The 19,601-nt window shown below is 59.7% G+C and carries 12 protein-coding genes; 5 read left to right on the forward strand and 7 right to left on the reverse strand.

Annotated features, from left to right (window positions below):
• Positions 1-401 precede the first annotated feature (401 nt).
• Positions 402-2,870 (reverse strand): coiled-coil domain-containing protein, encoded by a 2,469-nt coding sequence (locus H1B37_RS11095; RefSeq protein WP_182866721.1) that lies wholly within the window; start codon positions 2,868-2,870, stop codon positions 402-404.
• 298 nt (positions 2,871-3,168) lie between these two features.
• Between H1B37_RS11095 and H1B37_RS11100 the strand changes: the two genes are divergently transcribed.
• Entirely contained in the window at positions 3,169-6,216 is a 3,048-nt protein-coding gene (locus H1B37_RS11100) for a PVC-type heme-binding CxxCH protein (protein ID WP_182866722.1), read from the forward strand.
• Positions 6,217-6,239: 23 nt separating this feature from the next.
• Here the strand turns inward: H1B37_RS11100 and H1B37_RS11105 are convergent, their stop codons facing one another.
• The gene (locus tag H1B37_RS11105; protein WP_182866723.1) at positions 6,240-7,835 is read right to left on the reverse strand and encodes an LpoB-related protein; all 1,596 of its coding nucleotides are present in this window, start codon (positions 7,833-7,835) and stop codon (positions 6,240-6,242) included.
• Between the two features lie 256 nt (positions 7,836-8,091).
• Positions 8,092-8,448 (reverse strand): beta-propeller fold lactonase family protein, encoded by a 357-nt coding sequence (locus tag H1B37_RS11110; protein ID WP_182866724.1) that lies wholly within the window; start codon positions 8,446-8,448, stop codon positions 8,092-8,094.
• A 111-nt stretch (positions 8,449-8,559) separates the two neighbouring features.
• Between H1B37_RS11110 and H1B37_RS11115 the strand changes: the two genes are divergently transcribed.
• Positions 8,560-10,509, forward strand: coding sequence for an alpha/beta hydrolase family protein (locus H1B37_RS11115; RefSeq protein ID WP_182866725.1), 1,950 nt, complete (start codon positions 8,560-8,562; stop codon positions 10,507-10,509).
• 153 nt (positions 10,510-10,662) lie between these two features.
• Entirely contained in the window at positions 10,663-11,250 is a 588-nt protein-coding gene (locus H1B37_RS11120) for a hypothetical protein (RefSeq protein WP_182866726.1), read from the forward strand.
• A gap of 568 nt (positions 11,251-11,818) precedes the next feature.
• Here the strand turns inward: H1B37_RS11120 and H1B37_RS11125 are convergent.
• Genes H1B37_RS11125 through H1B37_RS11140 form a run of 4 tightly spaced genes read right to left on the reverse strand, consistent with a single transcriptional unit; the run spans position 11,819 to position 15,666 of the window.
• Positions 11,819-12,922 carry a beta/alpha barrel domain-containing protein gene (locus H1B37_RS11125; protein WP_182866727.1) on the reverse strand — a complete coding sequence of 368 codons (1,104 nt, stop codon included), beginning with the start codon at positions 12,920-12,922 and terminating at the stop codon, positions 11,819-11,821.
• An 18-nt stretch (positions 12,923-12,940) separates the two neighbouring features.
• Positions 12,941-13,912: a tributyrin esterase gene (locus H1B37_RS11130; RefSeq protein WP_286177627.1), complete on the reverse strand. Its 972-nt coding sequence runs from the start codon at positions 13,910-13,912 to the stop codon at positions 12,941-12,943.
• Positions 13,913-13,924: 12 nt separating this feature from the next.
• Positions 13,925-14,830, reverse strand: coding sequence for a purine-nucleoside phosphorylase (locus H1B37_RS11135; RefSeq protein WP_182866728.1), 906 nt, complete (start codon positions 14,828-14,830; stop codon positions 13,925-13,927).
• Positions 14,827-15,666, reverse strand: coding sequence for a purine-nucleoside phosphorylase (locus tag H1B37_RS11140; protein WP_182866729.1), 840 nt, complete (start codon positions 15,664-15,666; stop codon positions 14,827-14,829). The genes H1B37_RS11135 and H1B37_RS11140 overlap by 4 nt, the downstream gene beginning before the upstream one ends.
• 166 nt (positions 15,667-15,832) lie before the next feature.
• On the opposite strand from H1B37_RS11140, the gene H1B37_RS11145 reads away from it, so the two are divergent.
• Together H1B37_RS11145 and H1B37_RS11150 are read left to right on the forward strand one after the other, a co-directional pair.
• On the forward strand, positions 15,833-18,253 hold the full coding sequence (locus tag H1B37_RS11145) for an ATP-binding protein (protein ID WP_182866730.1): 2,421 nt from the start codon (positions 15,833-15,835) through the stop codon (positions 18,251-18,253).
• A 41-nt stretch (positions 18,254-18,294) separates the two neighbouring features.
• A complete protein-coding gene (locus H1B37_RS11150; RefSeq protein WP_182866731.1) occupies positions 18,295-19,116 on the forward strand; it encodes a phytanoyl-CoA dioxygenase family protein in 822 nt (273 codons plus the stop codon).
• Positions 19,117-19,601: the final 485 nt, after the last annotated feature.

The following is a 19,601-nucleotide window of genomic DNA, read 5'->3' on the forward strand; positions in this document are numbered from 1 at the left end:
GACACCCGGAGACGATCCTCTCAGCCGGGACGGCTGAGGGGAACAATTGAGACAATGGTTCTACAATGTAGAACCGCTGTCCCCAGCTGTTCCACTGGCCGCTTCGCGGACACCCGGATGTCGATCCTCTCAGCCGAGCCGGCTGAGGGGGAACAATTGAGACAATGGTTCTACAATGTAGAACCGCTGTCCCCAGCTGTTCCGCGTGGCCGCGCAGCGGACACCGGATGACGATCCTCTCAGCCGGGACGGCTGAGGGGAACAATTGAGACAATGGTTCTACAATGTAGAACCGCTGTCCCCAGCTGTTCCGCGTGGCCGCGCAGCGGACACCGGATGACGATCCTCTCAGCCGAGCCGGCTGAGGGGGGAACCATCGGGGTGAGTGGTTTGAAACGCGGTCACGCCGCTCGGGCGAGGTTCCGGACGGTTTGCAGTTGCTCGATTCGCCAGAGCAACGCTTCACGCTCGCGCGCGTGCTGACCGATCCGATGGGATAATTCGGCGCTCAAACGATTGACCTCGTCGATCGGACGCTTGTGCTGGGACCAACGCTCAAGTTCCGTTTGCAACGCTCGAATTTGCTCGGTCGCTTCGGCTTGTTGCGATTCGAAGGACGCCCGTTGGTCGACCAGCTCCTGAACCTGGTGCTGCAAATCTTCGATCGTGCGTTGTAGATTCAGTTCGTTTTGATGATGTCGTTCGCGTAACGTCAATTGATTCTGCTCCGACTCCTTCACTTGAGCCGCCCAGCGGGCCTCGAATTCAGATTCCAGCTCTGCCTTGAGAGCTTCAAGCGTCTGCGTTTCGATTTCACTCTCCGACGTCGATTGACGCAGCTGTTCCAATTGCAGCTCTTTTTCGAGCAGCGTTTGTTGTTGCTGGGCGATCGTGTGTTGTGCGGAAGCGAGCCGATCGGCAAACTCGGCCAGTTGGGTCTTTCGTTCGGCGCATTCGGCATCCCGCGTCGCGATCTGCTGCCGGGCATCGGCAGCCTCACGCTGCAGGTCGGTCACGGTGGCCTCGAGCGAGTGGATCTGTTCGGTTTTCGAGTCCGTCGCCAGTTCCAGGTCAGCAATTCGGCCGCCGAGTTGGTCGACGGTTTGCTGCAGACGGTCATTTTCGGCCGACGAAGCCGCGACCGCGCGGTGGCTTTCGGTCAAGGCCTCCTCGAGTTCTGCGATTCGAGCCTGGGCGTCGGCTTCGTTTTTCGAACGATGGTCCTGCGATGCCGCCAACTGCTCGAGTTCGGCTTCTAGCCGCTGGATTTCGACCGCGTATTGTTGTTCGGTTTCGTTGGCTCTGAGCAACGCGTTGGCGTCTGCGGCTCGGGCGGCGGATTGGATTTCACGCAGTTGCTGGTCACGCTGCGAGGCTGCGGCCTCGGCTTGCTCCACGCGGCATTGCGTTTCGTCCAGTTCGGCTTGCAACCGCTCCGTTTCGTCGGTGACGTCGCGGACTCGTTTTCGCAGGGTGTCATTCTGGCTGGCCAACCCTGCGTTCTCGAGACGCAGCTGTTCCAGTTGTCGTTGCGTTTCGGCGGCCAGTCGCTTGGTGGCATCGATCTCCTGGTCCTTGGCAAACAGCGATGCGTCAAACTCGTCCGCCGTCTCCTTCAGGTTGGCGACCGTTTCGATCAACGATTTCTTTTCTTCTGAAACGGCATTCAGACGCACGGTGGTCTCATGCAGATCCCCACGCAGCATTTCGATGACACGTTGCGTCTCCTGCTGGTCGCGTGCCGATTGGGCAACGACCGACTCCAGCTCTGCTTGCAACGATTGGAGTTCGAAATCCAGTTTGTCGTTCAAATGATCCAGGTCGGCATTGATCAGTTCGACCATTTCGTGATCGGTTGCCAAGATCCCGGCGGTGGCCTCCAGCGTCTCGATCTCCTCATCACAGGCAGCAAGCTCTTCGTTGGTCCGGCAGCGGAACTGTGCAAAGTCCTCGCTGAGTTCGGCGAACCGGGCACGTTCGCGTTCGTGTTCGGATTCGTACCACTCGCTCAACGCCACCGCTTGTTCTTGTGCGGCACGCCAGTGCTTGAGAATTTTTTCCTGATCATCGACTTGTTTTTGCAGGTTCTCGATGGTGGCGAAATGCTCGGCGATGGTGGCGTGGTGCCGAGCGAGGATCGATTCGCAGGAGCGTTGCAGTTCTTGTTGTTCGTCGGAAGCCGCGGTGGCCACGTTGGCGAGTTCTTGTTTCAGATCGGCGATTTGCCGGTTCGCCGTTTCGACGCCGCGTCGCGCTTGCGAAAGCTGATTTCGGACCGCGGCGAGTTCCTGGTCGTGATTGTGTTGATCGTGTTCCGCTTCACGTTGCAAGGACGCCAGTTTCTGTTGCAGCGATTCGATTTTTCCCGACAGCAGTTTCCGTTGTTGGACAAACGCCTGCTCGCTGTGTTGCCGCAGGGCAGTGACCTGTTGGGTGTACGTGGTATGCGCGGATGCCAGCAGGTGTCTTAGGCGAGTGATTTCGGCATGGTACAAACGGACGTCGGGCACTGTGTTCGCCGCAGGAGAGGGGGGCAGCGCAGGATGCGGCATCGCCGTGAAACCGGGGCCGCTGGTGTCATACCAACCGCGGTGAATCTCGCCAGGAAACAAGCCGCCTGGGCCGCGGGACGACTCGGAGGCCATGGCAGCCGGTGGCATGGCGTAAGGATGCGGAGCGGTGTTGTGGGCAGTGGGGCTGTGGGCAGTGGTGTAGTCGTTGCGCCGGCGGTCATCCATCGATTCGTCCCATCCGTGGGAAAGGGGTTCGACCCGCGAGACGCGAAGGAGCGGTGCTGACGTGCCCACACGCGGGTTGATTGCGCGTGAAACATACGACAGTCCGCCCCGCCAGCGGAAGGGCAGTTTCACGCCAGAATTGATAGCAACGCAGGGGAAAGGCAGCGCTGGTTGGGTACAGGGGCGGGCGAGGCGGAGGGATGACTTCGAGTTCCTTGGATACACCAAGTCGAGCAGTGGAGCCGTCAATCAGTAAGCCACCCTCCCTGCCAGAGGGCGTGCGGTTTTTAACCTCTGGTATTAGAGGACTTTACGACTTAACCCTCCCTTCCAGGGAGGGTTAATTTGAAAAACCGCGCGACCTCTGCAGGGAGGGTTTCGTTTAAACTTGGCGACTACCGGATGTCTTACTTCTTCGTGGCGGAATCAGATGCGATTGTTGTTTCTTTTGGTTGGTGCGTGGGCCGCGGTCATTCCATTGACCCCCAGTCTCGATGCGCAAACGACGCCACCGGACGGCCCGGCTGGGAATGAAAAGGTCGCGGAGATTTTTCGGACGTTTTCGGCCAAGGGGGCTCAACGAGACGAGTCAGAGTTGACGCCGCCCGAGGCGATGATCGACCGACTGCGACTTCGCAGCGACGTCGAAGCCGACTTGATCGCGCACGAGCCCGAGCTTTCACAGCCCTTGTTCTTGACCTGGGATTCCCGCGGCCGCATGTGGGCGGTGCAATACCGTCAGTACCAGTATCCGGCGGGATTGAAGGTCGAGCGATTCGATCAATACTTGCGCGCGGTCTATGACAAGGTGCCCGAGCCTCCGCCGCACGGCGATCGTGGAGCCGACAAAATCACGGTGTTCAGCGATACCGATGGCGACGGTGTGTACGATTCCGCCAAGGACGTGATCACGGGCTTAAACATCGCCAGTTCAGTTCAAGTCGGTCCGCAAGGCATCTGGGTTTTAAACCCTCCTTACCTGCTGCATTATCCCGATGCCGACGGCGATGACATTCCCGACGGTGACCCGGAAGTGCATCTGTCGGGGTTCGGGCTACAGGACACGCACTCGGTCGCCAACAGCTTGCTGTGGGGACCCGATGGCTGGCTGTACGGCGCCAACGGCAGCACGACGGCGGGAACGGTCAGCTCAGAAGTGACCAAGGGAGTGGCATTCGAAGGGCAATGCATCTGGCGCTACCATCCCGAAACGAAAGTGTTCGAAATCTATGCCGAAGGCGGCGGGAACACGTTCAGCTTGGAAATCGATTCGAAGGGGCACGTCTTTTCAGGCACCAACGGCGGTAGCAAACGCGGTTATCACTATCCGCAAGGAAGCTACAACGACAAAAACTGGGGCAAGCACGGGCCGTTGACGAATCCGTATGCGCTGGGCTATTTCACCGGGATGCCGATGCAGGGTGACACGCGCCGATTCGCTCAAGCGTTTATGATTTATGAAGGCGGATTGTTCTCGGATGACTTTGATGGGACCATCGTCGCGCCGAACTCGTTGCACAACCTGGTTTGGAACAGCCGTCTGATTCGCGACGGATCGACCTATCGCACCGAAGACGTCGAGAACCTGGTTGAAACCGACGATCGCTGGTTCCGGCCGGTGTACGCCGGCGCTGGCCCCGATGGTGCGATTTATCTGGCGGACTGGTACGACACCCGATTGTCCCACGTGAATCCCGTGGACGATTGGCACAAAGACAGCGGACGGATCTACCGACTTCGCCCGAAAGGATCCGAGCCCGTCTACCGATCGGGCGATCTGACGGCGCTGCCAAGTGCGGACCTGCTTGCCCTGTTCGAATCACCCAATAAATGGGTGCGGCGTCGTGCCGCTCTGGTGCTGGGATGGCGTGACGATCCCGAATCGGTTGACGCACTTGTTGAACGTGTGGAAAACGGTGGTTCGTTGGAATCGCTTTGGGCGCTGAATCTGATGGGAGAATTGTCAACCGAGCGGGCTGTCGGCTGGATGCGTCATGACAATCCCCACATCCGGCGTTGGGCGGTCCGGCTGATGGGCGATCGACACGAAGGCCATCACGAAATGGTGGCCTTGGCGGAAACGGAAACCGATTTGCAAGTCCGCAGCCAGCTCGCATCGACGGCCAAACGGGTCGACAGCGACACCGGGTTGGCGATCATCGATCGACTGGCGCGACGTGACGAAGACGCCAAGGACCCTCATTTGCCGCTGCTGTATTGGTGGGCAGTCGAAGCCCATGCGGATGATTGGGACGCGATCGAAACGTTTTTCTCAAGCGATGCGTCCTGGGACCGTCCCCTGGTTCGGCAATTCATCTTGGGCCGGTTGGCGCAGCGTTATGCGGCGTCGGGAACGGCCGCCGACATGGATCGCTGCGACGCCTTGGTCGCGATGGCACCGAACGCAACGACGCGCGAAATCCTGTTGGTCGGGCTGACGAAGGCGTTTCAAGGAAGGTCGATCCCGGAGTTGCCCAGACGCTTGGACCAGGCGTTGTCGACCTATCAAGAATCACGCGGCGAGTCGGGCGCGGTGTTGGCCCTGCGCAGCGGCCGAGACGGTGCGGCCGACGCGGCGATCAAATTGTTGCGTGACCGGTCGACCGACCTGGGGCTGCGGATCGAAATCGCCCAAACACTCGGCGAGCTGCGTGTGCCCCAAAGCGTTGACGTCTTGTTGCGGTTGGCGACCGGGCGTGAAACCGACCAGCCGGCGCTCCAGCGAGTGGCGATCACGACACTGGCATACTTTGACGATGCCCGAATCGCGCCGGGATTGATCGGCGCGTTCTACAGCAAGATTTCGCGCGAGCATGGACTGCGTGCCGCGGCGTGTCGAACCTTGGCCAGCCGCGCCTCCTGGGCCGATCGATTGTTGGAAGAGGTGATCCAGTGGCGGGTCCGTGTGCCCGAAGTCCCCGAGGATGTGATTCAACGGTTGCGGACGTACGAGGATCCGGCCTTTGTCGCTCGAGTCGAACAGGCCTTCGGCAAGGCGGTAACGGTTTCGTCCGCCGAGAAGATCGTGGAGATCGAACGGTTGACGGAGTTGCTGAGTCATCGGGCTGGCGACGCGGACAAGGGAAAACCACTCTTTGCGTCCAAGTGCGGGACCTGCCACAAGCTGTTCGGCCAAGGGAAATCGATCGGTCCGCCGCTGGACGGCTACGAGCGGGGCAGTTTGAAGTTCTGGTTGCCGGCGATCATCGAGCCGAGTCTGGAAATCCGCGAAGGGTTTCAGTCCTACATGGCGTTGACCGACGACGGTCGCGTCGTCACCGGGATGATGGCCGCCCAAGACCCCAAAACGGTCACCCTGCGCACCGCCGATGATCAGACGGTGGTGTTGGTACGCGATGATCTGGAGCAATTCAAAGCGATCAAGACGTCGCTGATGCCCGAGCAGGTTTTCAAAGACATGACCGACCAACAGATCGTCGATCTGTTCGCCTATCTGATGCTTGGCACACGGCGGTGAGCGGGAATCGGGCAACCGCCAGCTTATTTTTTGAGTGTTGCAGTGACGAATTCGCCTCCGCCTGCGAAGAACAGTGGAGAGTTCTTCGAATGAAGGAAGGGGGCAAACTCCTTGAAGTCGGCGATGATGGTTTCAAAGTCATCGTCGGAAGGACCGTCATTGCCTGAATCGACTTGAAACGTCACGGTGTCGCGCACGCGGGTAATCCGTACCAGATGAGGACCCGCCGTCGGCAATTCTCCGATCTCCTCATCACCCATCTTGAAGCGGTTGAGTTTGACCTTGCCCGGTTCGCTTCGCATGTGTGGTGAATGCAGCCGTAAATACACCGAGTCTTTCAATCCGTTGTAGTGGAGATCCGCGACGCCATAGCCGATGCCGATGTTTGCCACCATGTCATCGTGTCCAAATTGGACGACGACTTCGAAGGTGAAATCATCCAAGCCACAGCCGATGTCTTTGGTAAAAATCACACCTTGGTTGCGATAGGTGAACTCGTTGTATCCCTGGATCCGAATGCCGCCGGATTCACCTTTCTGATAGCGCGATCGGGTCATCAGAAACGACGGCAGGACTCGTGAATTGCCCAACGCTTCGGCGTTTCGGACCGTCCCGGCTAGACCGGGGCGTCCGGCCGCGTGGTCACCTGTCATTTGGGCGAGTGTCCGGGTCAAACTGATCGTGGTGGAGGTTGCGACGATGATTCTGCCGGTCTGGACATCGATCAAACGGACGTAGGCGATGCCCCGAGTGCGGCTATTGGGAACAATTTTGCCCGCCAGGACATGGGTCGCCCCGGTCAAGTCGCCTAACTTTTGAGCCGTTTTTGGATCGAACAGGAGTGTGTTTTGGAGAAGCAATTCCCCCAACGCTTGCCCCAGTGATCCACGATCGACGACGGCAACGCCTCGGTTGACGAGTTTGGTGGTGACATCTTCCGCCATCACGAGCGTGTCATCGACGGATTCGCCATTCTGGTCTCGGATCGGACACACCGCGACGCGCAGATCGAGATCGGGTTCGACTTCATCACCCACCTGTAATTCAGGTTCCAGATTCCCGACCAATTTCGCTTTGCAATACTTTTTCTGGACTTCGATGACCTGAAGTTCGGCAATTTTCGGACGTTCAACCGCCATCACCTCGCCGCTGACCGGGTCTTTGATTTCTCCCTCATTTCGGAACACGGTCAACATCGTCTGTTCACGGATACCGCTGTCCGTACCAAGGGTGATGTAGACGACTTGCGATGCCACTTTGGCGATCCGCCCGGGGGATTTTCTCTGTGCCACGACCTGTCCGATCTTCCAACTCAGCATCTCGGCCAGCCCGATCGACTTCACCGCGTCGTCGAAAGCGAAGGGGGTGATCACCTCTTTGACATTGCTTCGATCGAATTGGACATCGGTATTGGTGTCAATGTCTCGGATCGTCACGCTCTCGGCGTCTCGGCTGAGCAGCGTTCCGATGATGGGCTTGGAGGAATCGTTCAGCAGCACCTTGAACAGGGGCGGCGAAGAAACCTGAGCTGAAACCGGCGCGCAAACGAGAATCCCCAGGGACGCAGCGATCAAGTATCGAGAGAACGCCAGCGAGCGAAAGATGGGAGGAGGAAGCATTGGTCGATCGACTTAATCAAGGCGGACGCATAGGAAACCGTCTGAGGAGGCGATCGGCTTCATTGCTGGGTGGATTCAGAAGAATCACTCCGATTGGTCATGCGATGCCCTGCACGTGGCGATGACAGGGCCCCGAGCATGGCGATGACAGGGCACCGAGCATGACGATGACAGGTGGGAGCGAAGGTCTAGGGTTCGAAATTGTAGCGATGGGATTGCGAGCACGTCAAATCTGTCGGCGTGTTCAGACTCTGCATCACGGTCTTCGATGGGACGCGTGTTGCGAACGTTTTATGAACCGCACGTTCACCGGTGCGCCGACATTGATCTCGCTCTCGGTTGTCGAAAGTGCCCCGGTCATTGATTCGATCTTCAACGACACGATGTTGCCCGTCTTTTGGTTGGCGACGACGACAAATTTCCCGCCGGGGGCAATCGCGACATAGGACGGATTGTCAGCTTCGGCCGCCAGTCGTGGCTGGGGCAACGCGCCATTTACCGCGTCAAGCTTCGCAACATAGATCCCCTCGCTGGTCGAGTCGCCGCGCGTGTAGGTGCCGAAATAAACGAGTGTCTCCGCGGGGCACATCGTGCCGGCCAGGAAGAGATACAATAGTGACGCGGTCCTACCCAACCGCTTTGCCAACGAAGAAAAAAAACTGCCTTCCTGCCCGCATTCTCTGCGGGTGCACCACGCTTTGAATCCACATCGAGAACGAATCTGATGCGATACCTTGTTCCTGCCCTGCTGATTGCGTTCGCGTTTGCCGAGACGGGGTTCACCCAGCCCGTCGAATCTTCCTCCACGACGGGCGATTCATTGATCGCCGAATACTTTCGCGCCGAGACGCAGAAGTTGGCGGATCGCACTTTCGCCGATATCGAGACGTTGGAGGATTGGACGGACAGACGCCCGGAGTACCGTCGCCAAATGTTGGAGATGCTCGGCTTAGACCCGATGCCGCCCAAGACACCGCTGGAACCCGTCGTGACGGGCACGCTGGAAGCATCCGGTGTCATCGTCGAGCGGTTGCATTTTCAATCGATGCCGGGGCTGTACGTGACCGCCAATTTGTACCGGCCGAAAGAGCAACAGGGAAAACTTCCGGCAATCCTTTACGTCTGTGGCCACGGCGGCGAGCGGCACGACGGCAAGAGCTTGGGCAACAAGACCCATTACCAGCATCACGGAGCCTGGTTCGCGCGAAACGGTTATGTGTGCTTGACCATCGACACGGTCCAGCTGGGTGAAATCGAAGGCATTCACCACGGAACGTATCGCGAAAAGATGTGGTGGTGGAACAATCGCGGCTATTCGTCGGCGGGTGTGGAAGCCTTCAACTGCATTCGCTCACTGGACTACTTGCAGTCGCGTGGGGAAGTGGACGGAGACCGAATCGGCGTGACCGGGCGCAGTGGCGGCGGGGCGTATTCGTGGTGGATCGCGGCGATCGACCAACGGGTCACCGTTGCCGTTCCGGTGGCGGGGATCACCAATTTGAAAAACCATGTCGTTGACGGCTGTGTCGAAGGCCATTGCGATTGCATGTACATGGTCAACACCTACCGCTGGGATTTCCCGATGGTCGCCGCATTGGTTGCGCCGCGTCCGCTGCTGATTTCCAATTCCGACAAAGACCGCATCTTTCCGCTCGACGGCGTGGTCGACGTTTATTCCAAAGTCCAAAAGATCTACGACCTGTACGATGCCCGCGACAAGTTGGGGCTGCAAATCACCGAAGGCCCCCACAAGGACACCCAAGAACTGCGCGTCGCTGCGTTCCGCTGGATGAACCGTTTCTTGCGTGACGATCAAACGTTGATCGAAACCGCCGCGAAGCCGTTGTTCGAAAAACGCGATTTGAAAGTGTTCGACAGCCTGCCGCAGGATCAACGGGTGACGACGATCCAGGAGAGTTTTATCGCCAAAGCAGAACCGGGCGATCTGGATTGGGAATCCCCCGCGGCGGTCCGTTCACTGATCGAGCGACTGCGGGAACTCACCTTTCGGGGATGGCCCGATTCGCCGGAACCGTTGGACGTCACATCGGTCGCGGCAAATGGGATTCCGGATGCGCACGTGATCGAGTTCAACAGTCAATCGCCGTTTCGTTTGCCGGTCTATGTTTTTCAGCCCCACAAGGACGCCGGTGCCCACGTCGACGTCGTCGTCCTGGATGAAGCCGGGTGGGCAAAGTGGGGTCCGGCCCTGGCGGAGTTCTTTCCCGGTCACGTGGGCGATGTGAAACCCGACCGGCGGCTTGCCGAATCGTTGCGGCAAACGACTGCGAATCGCAACACCGCCTACATCGTCCCCCGCGGTGTCGGACCGACTCGCTGGAGTGACGACCAACGGACGCAAACGCACCTCCGGCGCCGTTTCATGCTGCTCGGTCAGACCCTGGCGGGAATGCGGGTCTATGACGTGCGCCGAGCGATCGAGGCGTTGCGGCAATCACCGGGACTGGAATCGGCTCCGGTCTCGATCACCGCCGCAGACGATGCGGCCGTTTGGGGGCTGTACGCGTCGCTATTTGTTGACCGAATCGATCAGCTCAATCTGGAGCAGTTGCCCGAGCGGAATCGCGACGCACCGGACATGTTGAACGTCAGCCGGATCGTGGAGATCGAGGATGTCGCGAAGGCGGCGCGCACGCGGTTGTCGGGGAAGTAGGCGAACGCCGTTTGGCAGGCTGCTGGCCCCCTCATCCCCAGCCCTTCTCTGTGCGCAAAGCCGGGGGAGAAGGGAGCCATTGTAAGTTTTGCAGGCACCAGTGCCCCCTGGGACGGTTGCGGAGCGAGTATACGCTCGGAGCCGTGAGGGGTTATGCTTGATCGTGCGCGCCTCTCCCACGGCCTTTCAATGCCCGCCTCGGTGGGGCGGGGCGATCAGGACGCGCAGGTGTTCGGTCGCACGGTCAGGGCGATCGGAGCGGAACAGCAATTCGGCCAGTTGCAAATGCAATCGATGCTGGACGACGGGAGACTTCGCATGCCCGACCATGTCGGCCAGAAAATCGGTGGCCGCTTCGGGTTCCAGATACGCCGCTGCCATTTTGATCGCATCCAAGGCGGCTTCATCCGCTTTGGAAATCGATTCGTGAGCCCGTTGTTCGAGTTCCAGTTCGGCGGCGCGAAGTTCAAGCTGTTTACGGCGAAGTTCAAGTTCATGCATCTCGCGCTCGTGCATCTCACGCTCGTGCATCTCACGCTCACGCCGTTCTCGCTCCTCCATCTCACGACCGCGCATTTCGCGTTCGCGTCGTTCACGGTCATCCATCTCGCGACCGCGCATTTCGCGTTCGCGTCGTTCACGGTCATCCATCTCGCGCTCACGCATCGGGCGCTCGCGTCGTTCACGCTCACGCATTTCACGCTCACGCATTTCAGGTCCGCGTGGTTCACGCCCGTGTAATTCACGCCCCCGTCGTTCGCGCTCCTCAATTTCGTGCTCCTCGAGTTCGCGCTCCTCAAATCCTCGTTCGCGGCGTGGTTCTGCTTCGTCGCGGTCTCGTTGGACACGCTCTCGTTCGCGGAATTCAGGCTCTTGGTCGTCGCCGCGGGCGGCCAGTGGGACCAGTGTGGCACCAAGCATGCAGAACACGAACCCGGCGGTGCGTCCGGCTGAGGATGATCGATCGATGAGCTTCATGGCTGAACCTCGGGGTTGGGGAGGGAGAAAAACATGGGGCGGTTTGCGAAACAGGGGCAGGTACCAAAAGTGCGAAGCACCCTGGGGGCCAGTTGTTTTTTTCCTGACCCGAGTGCCACGAGCGTAAGGAAGCAGGGATTCGCAACCGTTGGTGTGCAGGCTTTAGCCGCCATCGTCGCTGCGAAGCAGCGACGGGAAATCGCCTAAAGGCTAGACACCAACACTGATGCCCGTGCGATTTGTACTTGACCCGTTTTCGATCGCCGTCCCAAAACCCAATTGGAACCAACACACCTGTCAGTGTAGCCAAGTCTCGCACCCTCTGCTGGCGTCAGGGAGCCAGCAAGGAAACTCCACACGCTTTGGCCCAGCGAGAATGATAGGTTCCCAGCCGCTGGGCGGTGGTGCCTTGGGGCATGATCGTCGAGAGATGCCCGATGACGCGGTCGATGTCGTCCCACAGGTATTGCGAGGCGACGGCGGGGATCTGGTTGAATGCGGACCGATCGTAGCGTGAGGTTGGCATCGATTCGAGCAGGAACTGGACCAAGGGGGTGCACCAGGCATCGATCGCGACCGCCGACGCCCCGAGCGCGATCAGTTTGGCGACGTCACGCGAGGAGACTTCGCCCGGCACGACCCACAACGGTTTCTCCCCGCATTGGTGCTCGTCCATCAGTTGCCGCGCCCGGGTGACGAGCGCGGCGAGCTGGAGGCCCTCGATTTCGGGCTGATTCATCCGCACGATCAATCCGTCGGGTTGTGCAATCAGCGCCGCGGCGATCTCCTCTTCCAATCGGTAGCAATCGATCGATACAAACACGACAGCCGTAGGCGCCAGCAGACGCAATTGGTCGAGTTTGGTTTGCGCTTGCTTGAGCGAAACGACATCGGTGGGGAAGGCACCGGTGGCGACATACCCGCCGCCGCCGATCGGAGAATGATCCGCCGCATTTTCCCAACGGTTCATCTGGTCGGGGGAATAGGCCAAGCGTCCCGAGGGATCGCGTGTTGCCGACAAGCGAACATCGATGACGCGTGTTTGGTCAAAATCAACCGGCGAGAACCCATAACGTTCGGCGCGATAGGGGGTCATCCGCGGCAAGAACTGCGGTTCAGTTTCATTGCCGGCCGCACTTTCGTCGACCGGGATCGGCGCAAACAGTTCGCTGGGATCTTCATCGGCCGTGACGTCACGCCGCAATGCCGAAACCACGACGTCCAGGTTGGCCACCGACGCGGCCAGCCGCCCGGCGACCTCCAACGGCAATTGAATCCATGGCGGGTCGTACCAAAACAGTGGCAATTCGAATCGAACCGATGCCCCGTCGCTGCGTGTGAGCGTCTTGGCCACCGGAAACATCGGATGGGTTGCCCAGACGGAAGTGGCGTGCGGGGGCAACAAGTGCAGTGAATCGAGTCGATCGGAAGTCACACGGAATCCTTTTTGATGCTACCGCCAATTGGGAACCACTTCGCCACGCGCGGCGTTTTCTGCCGCCAGTTTTGCGATCGGAACGATTCGGCGAAAGTCGGTCGCGTCGCCACGGATCCCCGCACTGATCAGCAACAACCCCAACTGGACCTCCTGCTTTTTTCGCAGCGGTGCTTCGGTGACACCGGGCGTCAAGCTGGCCGCTTTTCCGCGAATGAACACGGCGACGTTGCTGAGCGGGTTGCCCAGGTTCTTGCCCGCGTCGCCGCCGATCACGATGGTTCCCGCCAGGGCACCGAGTCCGACGTCGTCGCCGACGTTGCCGCGGACGAACAGACCGCCGCCGCGCATCGCGCCCCCGGCTCGATCGCCGGCTGAACCGTAAATGCCCAACGTTCCACCGGTCATCGCCGTCCCCGCACCGTGACCGGCATGACCGCGGATGCGGACCGACCCGCTGCACATCCCTTCGGCGACGCCGTGTCCGACATTGCCGAACACCTTGATGACTGTCTGGGCGTTGTAGGCGAACGCATAATCACCCAGTGAACCGCGAACCCGCAGCTTGACCGGGTGGTCGATCCGCATCAGCGCGGCGTGTTGCCCTTCGGCCCCCTGAATCTCGACCCGCGGCAGTTTTTCTTCGTCGCCTTTTAGCGGCACCGAGCGAATCGCCTGGCGGAGCTCCGCGTCGAACAACTCCTGCATCGAAAACTCGTGCTCGATGTCCGGTAGACTGGCCGTGTCGACCGACTCCTGGTCAAACGCCGCCATCGAATCGTGGGTCGAATCATGCGTCGAATCGAGTTGCGGTGCATCGTCCGGCAGAGCTTCGCTGGGGAGTGCCTCCAGGGGAACGGCCTGACCACGCGATGCGTCCGAAGCCCGGGAATCGGCCCCCGGCGTGACGGTTTGAGCCGATTCACCCGCCGTGTGCTGCGGCGGAGTGGGCGGCTGGGCCGGCTGCGATGGTTTGGGAACGTGTGGCATCGAAACGAATAATCAGGCGTTTGGACCGGAAATGACCCGACGAACGATCCCCTCTAGTTTAGCCGCCGCGGCGCCCCCTGCCTCTAGCACTTCTGCGTGATCGGCCACATTCGCCCGGTCGGGGTCCGCCACATTGCTGACAACCGACAAAGCGAGCACGGACATGCCAAGATTCGCCGCCGTTAAAGCCTCTCCAGCGGTGCTCATCCCCACCACATCGACTCCGATCCTTCGCATCATTCGGTATTCGGCGCGGGTTTCGTACGTGGGGCCCAGAGTCGCTAAATAGGTGCCTTGGACCGCATGAAATCCACCGCAACGAGCGGCGGCAAGCGCAATCGCAGCCAGCTGTGGGTCGTAAATCGGCCCGTGCCGGCTGGCCGGAAAGCCCGGCGATTCGGCGTCGCTCGGGCTTGGGGGGCCCCATTGCCGGCGGCGATGCAGCCAGTCGATTTGGTCACACAGGACGACAATATCCCCCACGGCCAGCAGCGGGTTGACGCCCCCGGCCGCGTTACTGGCGATCAATCGCGTCGCCCCGATCGCATGCATCACCCGGATCGGAAACGTCACTTGGTCGTGCGTCCAACCTTCGTAGCGATGCAACCGACCGGCCATGGCGACCAACGGCTGGCCACCGAGTGTGCCGAAGACGAGTTGCCCGCGATGGCCGCTGGCCGTCGATCGGGCGAACCCAGGAATCTGGCCGAACGGTACCGCGACGGCTGATTCGATCCTGTCGGCCAACGAGCCGAGGCCGCTGCCCAGCACCACTGCGGTGATCGTCGATTCGTCACCGTCGCCGCCAAACTCCCACGCCGTCGCGATCTGGTCTCGGATCGCCGCGACCGCGGCCGGCACCGATGCCTCGACCGGTTGTGACAGATCAACTGACTTGTCGCTGATGCTTTCGCTCATGCGATTCGCACTTGTCCAGCCTGGGCGACGATTCCGGTCACAAGCTTCAACAGCTGTGGGGCGGCAGAATTGGCCGTCGCGATGATCTCTTCGACATTGGCCGGTTTCAGCGAATCGGGCAGACACATGTCCGTGATCACACTCAACCCGATCGTTTTCAACCCACAATGCACCGCCACGATCGTTTCGGGAACTGTGCTCATCCCGACGACATCGGCGCCGATCGTCCGCAAGAAACGGTATTCGGCCCGTGTTTCGAGATTTGGTCCGGCAACGGCGACGAACACTCCGCGATGGATACTGATGTCTTCGCGTCGGGCCAACGCCAGTGTGCGGTCGATCCATTGCTGGTCATAGGGTTCGCACATGTCCGGAAACCGCGGCCCCAAGCGATCGTCGTTGATTCCGATCAGCGGATTGTCGCCCATCAAGTTGATCTGGTCATCGATCACCATGATGTCACCGGATTGGTAATAGGGGTTCAATCCTCCGCAGGCGTTGCTGACGAGCAACAATTCGGCGCCGAGCCGTTTGAAGACGCGAATCGGCAGCGTGATTTGTTTCAGCGGGTAGCCTTCGTACATATGAAAGCGACCTTCCATCGCGATCACGGGCACGCCGTCCAGGTAGCCACAGACCAGCCGTCCCCGGTGACTGGTCGCGGTGGACGTGGGGAAATGAGGGATCTCGCCGTATTCGATCGCTGCCTTGACATCGATTTGATCGACCAATCCACCCAGTCCTGTGCCCAGGACGATCGCGACTTTCGGTGTTTCCGCAAAGGCCTTCTGGATAACCGCGGCGGCGTCTTCGATTTTTTCGTACAGATCAAGCATTTCGATTGCGGGTGGGATGGTTTTTGGTGAAACAGAGCAGGACGCAAGAATCATAACGCACCGTCGGCTTGCTGCCATCGTCCGGGAAAGACTCGCTAAACTTTCACTCATTGACCGATGTTTCGCTGTTTCCCTCGTCATTTACTCGTCCACCCGCGCCTGCTTTATGGCTGTTCCCGATCCGAATCACTTCGAAAAGCTGGCCTCGTTCTACCTTGGCCGCCAGTACGATCTTGCATCCCGGCAGCGACTGGATCAGCTGTTGATGTACGATTCCAAAGACCTTTGCACGCACGCGATGTGTGTGGGGATGACCGGCAGCGGCAAAACGGGCCTGTGCCTGTCCTTGTTGGAAGAAGCCGCCTTGGACGGGGTGCCGGCGATTTGTATCGACCCCAAAGGCGACTTGGCGAATCTGTTGCTGGCGTTTCCGGATCTAGAAGCGGATGATTTCCAGCCCTGGTTGGAACAAAGCGATGCGACGCGCAAGGGGATGTCGCTGGATGAACTGGCTGAGAAGACGGCCCAGATGTGGCGCGAGGGGCTGGCATCCTGGGGGCAATCTCCCCAGCGGATTCAGAAATACAAGGACGCCGTCGATGTGGCGGTCTACACGCCGGGCAGCAACATCGGGCTTCCCTTGACGGTACTGAAAAGTTTCGACGCGCCGGCGGCCGACGCCATGGACGACACCGAGGCGATCGGCGAAAAGGTCACCGGTGCGGTCTCGGGCCTGTTGACCCTGATGGGCCTTGATGCCGATCCGTTGACGTCGCCCGATCACATCCTGTTGTCGTCGATTCTGACAGATCAGTGGCGCGAGGGACGCAACGTCCCGCTGCCCGATTTGATCCGCCTGATTCAATCACCGCCGATCACGCGGATCGGGGTGTTGGATCTGGACTCGTTCATGCCCGCCGAGGCGCGAACGAAACTGGCGATGCGATTGAACAACCTGCTGGCGTCGCCGGCCTTTGCGTCTTGGTTGGAAGGCGAGGGGCTGTCGATCGACAAGTTGCTTTACACCGACGATGGTAAACCGCGGTTGTCGATCCTCTCGATCGCGCATTTGAGTGACAACGAACGGATGTTCTTCGTCACCATCGTGTTGAATGAGTTGGTCGCCTGGATGCGACGACAGACCGGGACCAGCGCACTGCGCGCGATCTTTTACATGGATGAAGTTGCCGGCTATTTTCCGCCGGTCGCCAAGCCGCCCAGCAAGCCGCCGATGTTGACCTTGTTGAAGCAAGCGCGGGCCTTCGGCTTGGGCGTCACGTTGGCGACACAGAATCCCGTCGATCTGGATTACAAAGGCCTGTCCAACATCGGCACTTGGTTCTTGGGGCGACTTCAAACCGAGCGTGACAAGGCGCGCGTTTTGGAAGGCCTGGAAGGCGCCGCCGGGCAGTCCGGCCAAGCGTTTGATCGCAACCGGATGGAACAGATTCTCGCCGGGCTGGGCAACCGAGTCTTTTTGATGAACAACGTCCACGAAGACGCCCCGGTGACGTTTCAAACCCGCTGGGCGATGTCGTTTTTGGCCGGCCCGCTCGCTAGACGGCAGATCACGGCGCTGATGGCCGAACGCAAGGCGGCCGCCGAGTCGCGTCGTCAGCAGCACAGCGAATCGATCGCCCAGGAACCGCAAACGCCCCAGCGCCCGGTCGTCCCCGCCGGAATCGAAGAACGATTCCTGGAACGCTGTCAACCGATCCCGCGAGGTTGCAAGATGGTGTATCGCCCGGCGCTGGGCGGCAAGGCCTCGCTGCATTACATCCGCGCCAGCGCCGACTTGGATCATTGGGTCGACACCGTGCGGATGATCCGCTGCGGCGGTGGTGTCCCGGAGGACCTGTGGGAGAGCAGCGAAACCTTGTCACCGGAAACCGAGTTTCGAAGCGAACCGGAGGAAGGGTTTCAGTTCTGTGATTTGCCCGACGCGTTGCGCGGAAAATCGCCGTACCGATCATTCAAGTCAAAGCTGAAAGACTTTTTGTACCGCAGCGAGAGCACCACGTTATATAAATGTCCGGGAATCAGCGGCTACGCACCGGGCGTCAACACCAAGGAACAAGCCAGACGCTATTTCCAACAACGGTTGCGTGAACAGCGGGATCTGGAAACCGAAAAGCTCCGCGAGAAATACGCTTCCAAGATTCGATCGGTCGAGAAAAAAATTCGCACCGCCGAAGACCGCGTCGCCCGCGAAGAGTCGCAGTATGGCCAGGCGAAATGGTCGTCGATCTTGTCGGTCGGCAATTCGATCCTAGGCGCGTTCATGGGCGGACGTCGTGGCGGCGTGATGACCGCCGCCCGAGGCGTGGGCCGTGCGTCGCAGCAGGCCGATGACGTGCGTCGCGCCGAACAGGCACTCAAGGACCTGCATGGCGACATCAAAGATCTGGAAGACGAGCTGGAACAGGAAATCGAAGAGCTTGCCAAAGCGTGTGACATCGACAAGATTGAATTGGACACTACCGAGATTCCGCCCCGCAAGAGCGATCTAAAAACACAGGACGTGTTTATCCTGTGGACGCCCTGGCAAGTCGATTCGACAGGCATCGCGACGCCGCTGTTTGAATGAGCGCCGACAACCAATCCTCTCCCTCCCACCAACGCACGACCATGAAAGATTTTAAAATCATTCCGACCGACGATGAATTGGAAACCCTGGAACGTGACCTGCGGTTCCACCCGGCCGGTGTCGCGGACCCCAAGACCCTTTCCCGCCAACAGATCGACCACTTCAACGAGCGGGGGTACATCGCCCCGCTGGACATCTTTTCCGGCGATGAGATCGCGGAGATTCGTGACTACTTTGACGATCTGCTGAGCAAGGTCACGGCCAGCGGCGGCGACAGTTATTCGATCAGTTCGGCCCACCTAAAATACGGGCCCGTGTATGACATCCTGAAAGATCCACGGATTGTCGACCCGGTCGCCGATCTGTTTGGTGAAAACGTGATCGGATGGGGATCGCACTTCTTTTGCAAGATGCCCGGCGATGGAAAGGCGGTGGCCTGGCACCAAGATGCCAGCTATTGGCCGTTGTCGCCTAGCAAAGCGGTCACCGTCTGGTTGGCCATCGATGATGCCGATCAAGAAAACGCGTGCATGAAGTTCATCGCCGGGTCACACACCAAAGGCCACATGACGTACCGCCCCAGCGATTCGGCCGAGCACAACGTGTTGAACCAGACGATCGATGACCCCGAACAATACGGCGATTTGGTCTATGACCCGTTGACGGCAGGCCAAGCATCGATTCACGCCGACCTGTTGCTGCACGGCAGCGATGCCAACGACTCCAACCGGCGACGCTGCGGATTGACACTGCGGTATTGCAGCGCCGACGTGCATGCGGCATTGGGTTGGAATGAAAAAGGCGTGCACGTGCGAGGCACCGACCCCAGCGGCCATTGGAGCAACCAGCCGCGACCGGAATAGGCCCCCCACGGTGCGATGCGTCGACCGATGATGTAACGCAACGCGCCGAGAGTCTCGAGTTTCAAGTAGCTACGCTCGCCAGAGCGTGGAAAACACCGCAACTCCACCTTCTGGCGAAGGTAGCTACGTTTGGATGCCACGCCGGCACATTGCCCGGGGGGAGAGGCAGGAAAATTGGCGAAATCGAGTGGAGCAGCCATCGCATCATGTTCTTACCTCCGAAATCTTCTTGCCCAATTCCCCCCCTCGCGTTCCCCGGCGGATCGCGGGACGGTGCGAGGGGCGCAGAAACTCGGCAACAAGAAGTTGACGATCCTGGCGACGGTCAGTAGAGTTGTAAGGAGTGGATGCTCACCATAATCGTGGGTCTCCGCCCCCCGCCTGCCCCTTCCTGGGCTACCTACACGAAGCTTTCTGAACCGAATCAGAACCGGCGCGTGTCGGACTGGCCTTCGTCAGAAATGAAATGTTCCGCAGGACTTTCC

Origin of the sequence: Stieleria mannarensis, assembly GCF_014154935.1 — a bacterium.
GTDB lineage: Bacteria > Planctomycetota > Planctomycetia > Pirellulales > Pirellulaceae > Stieleria > Stieleria mannarensis.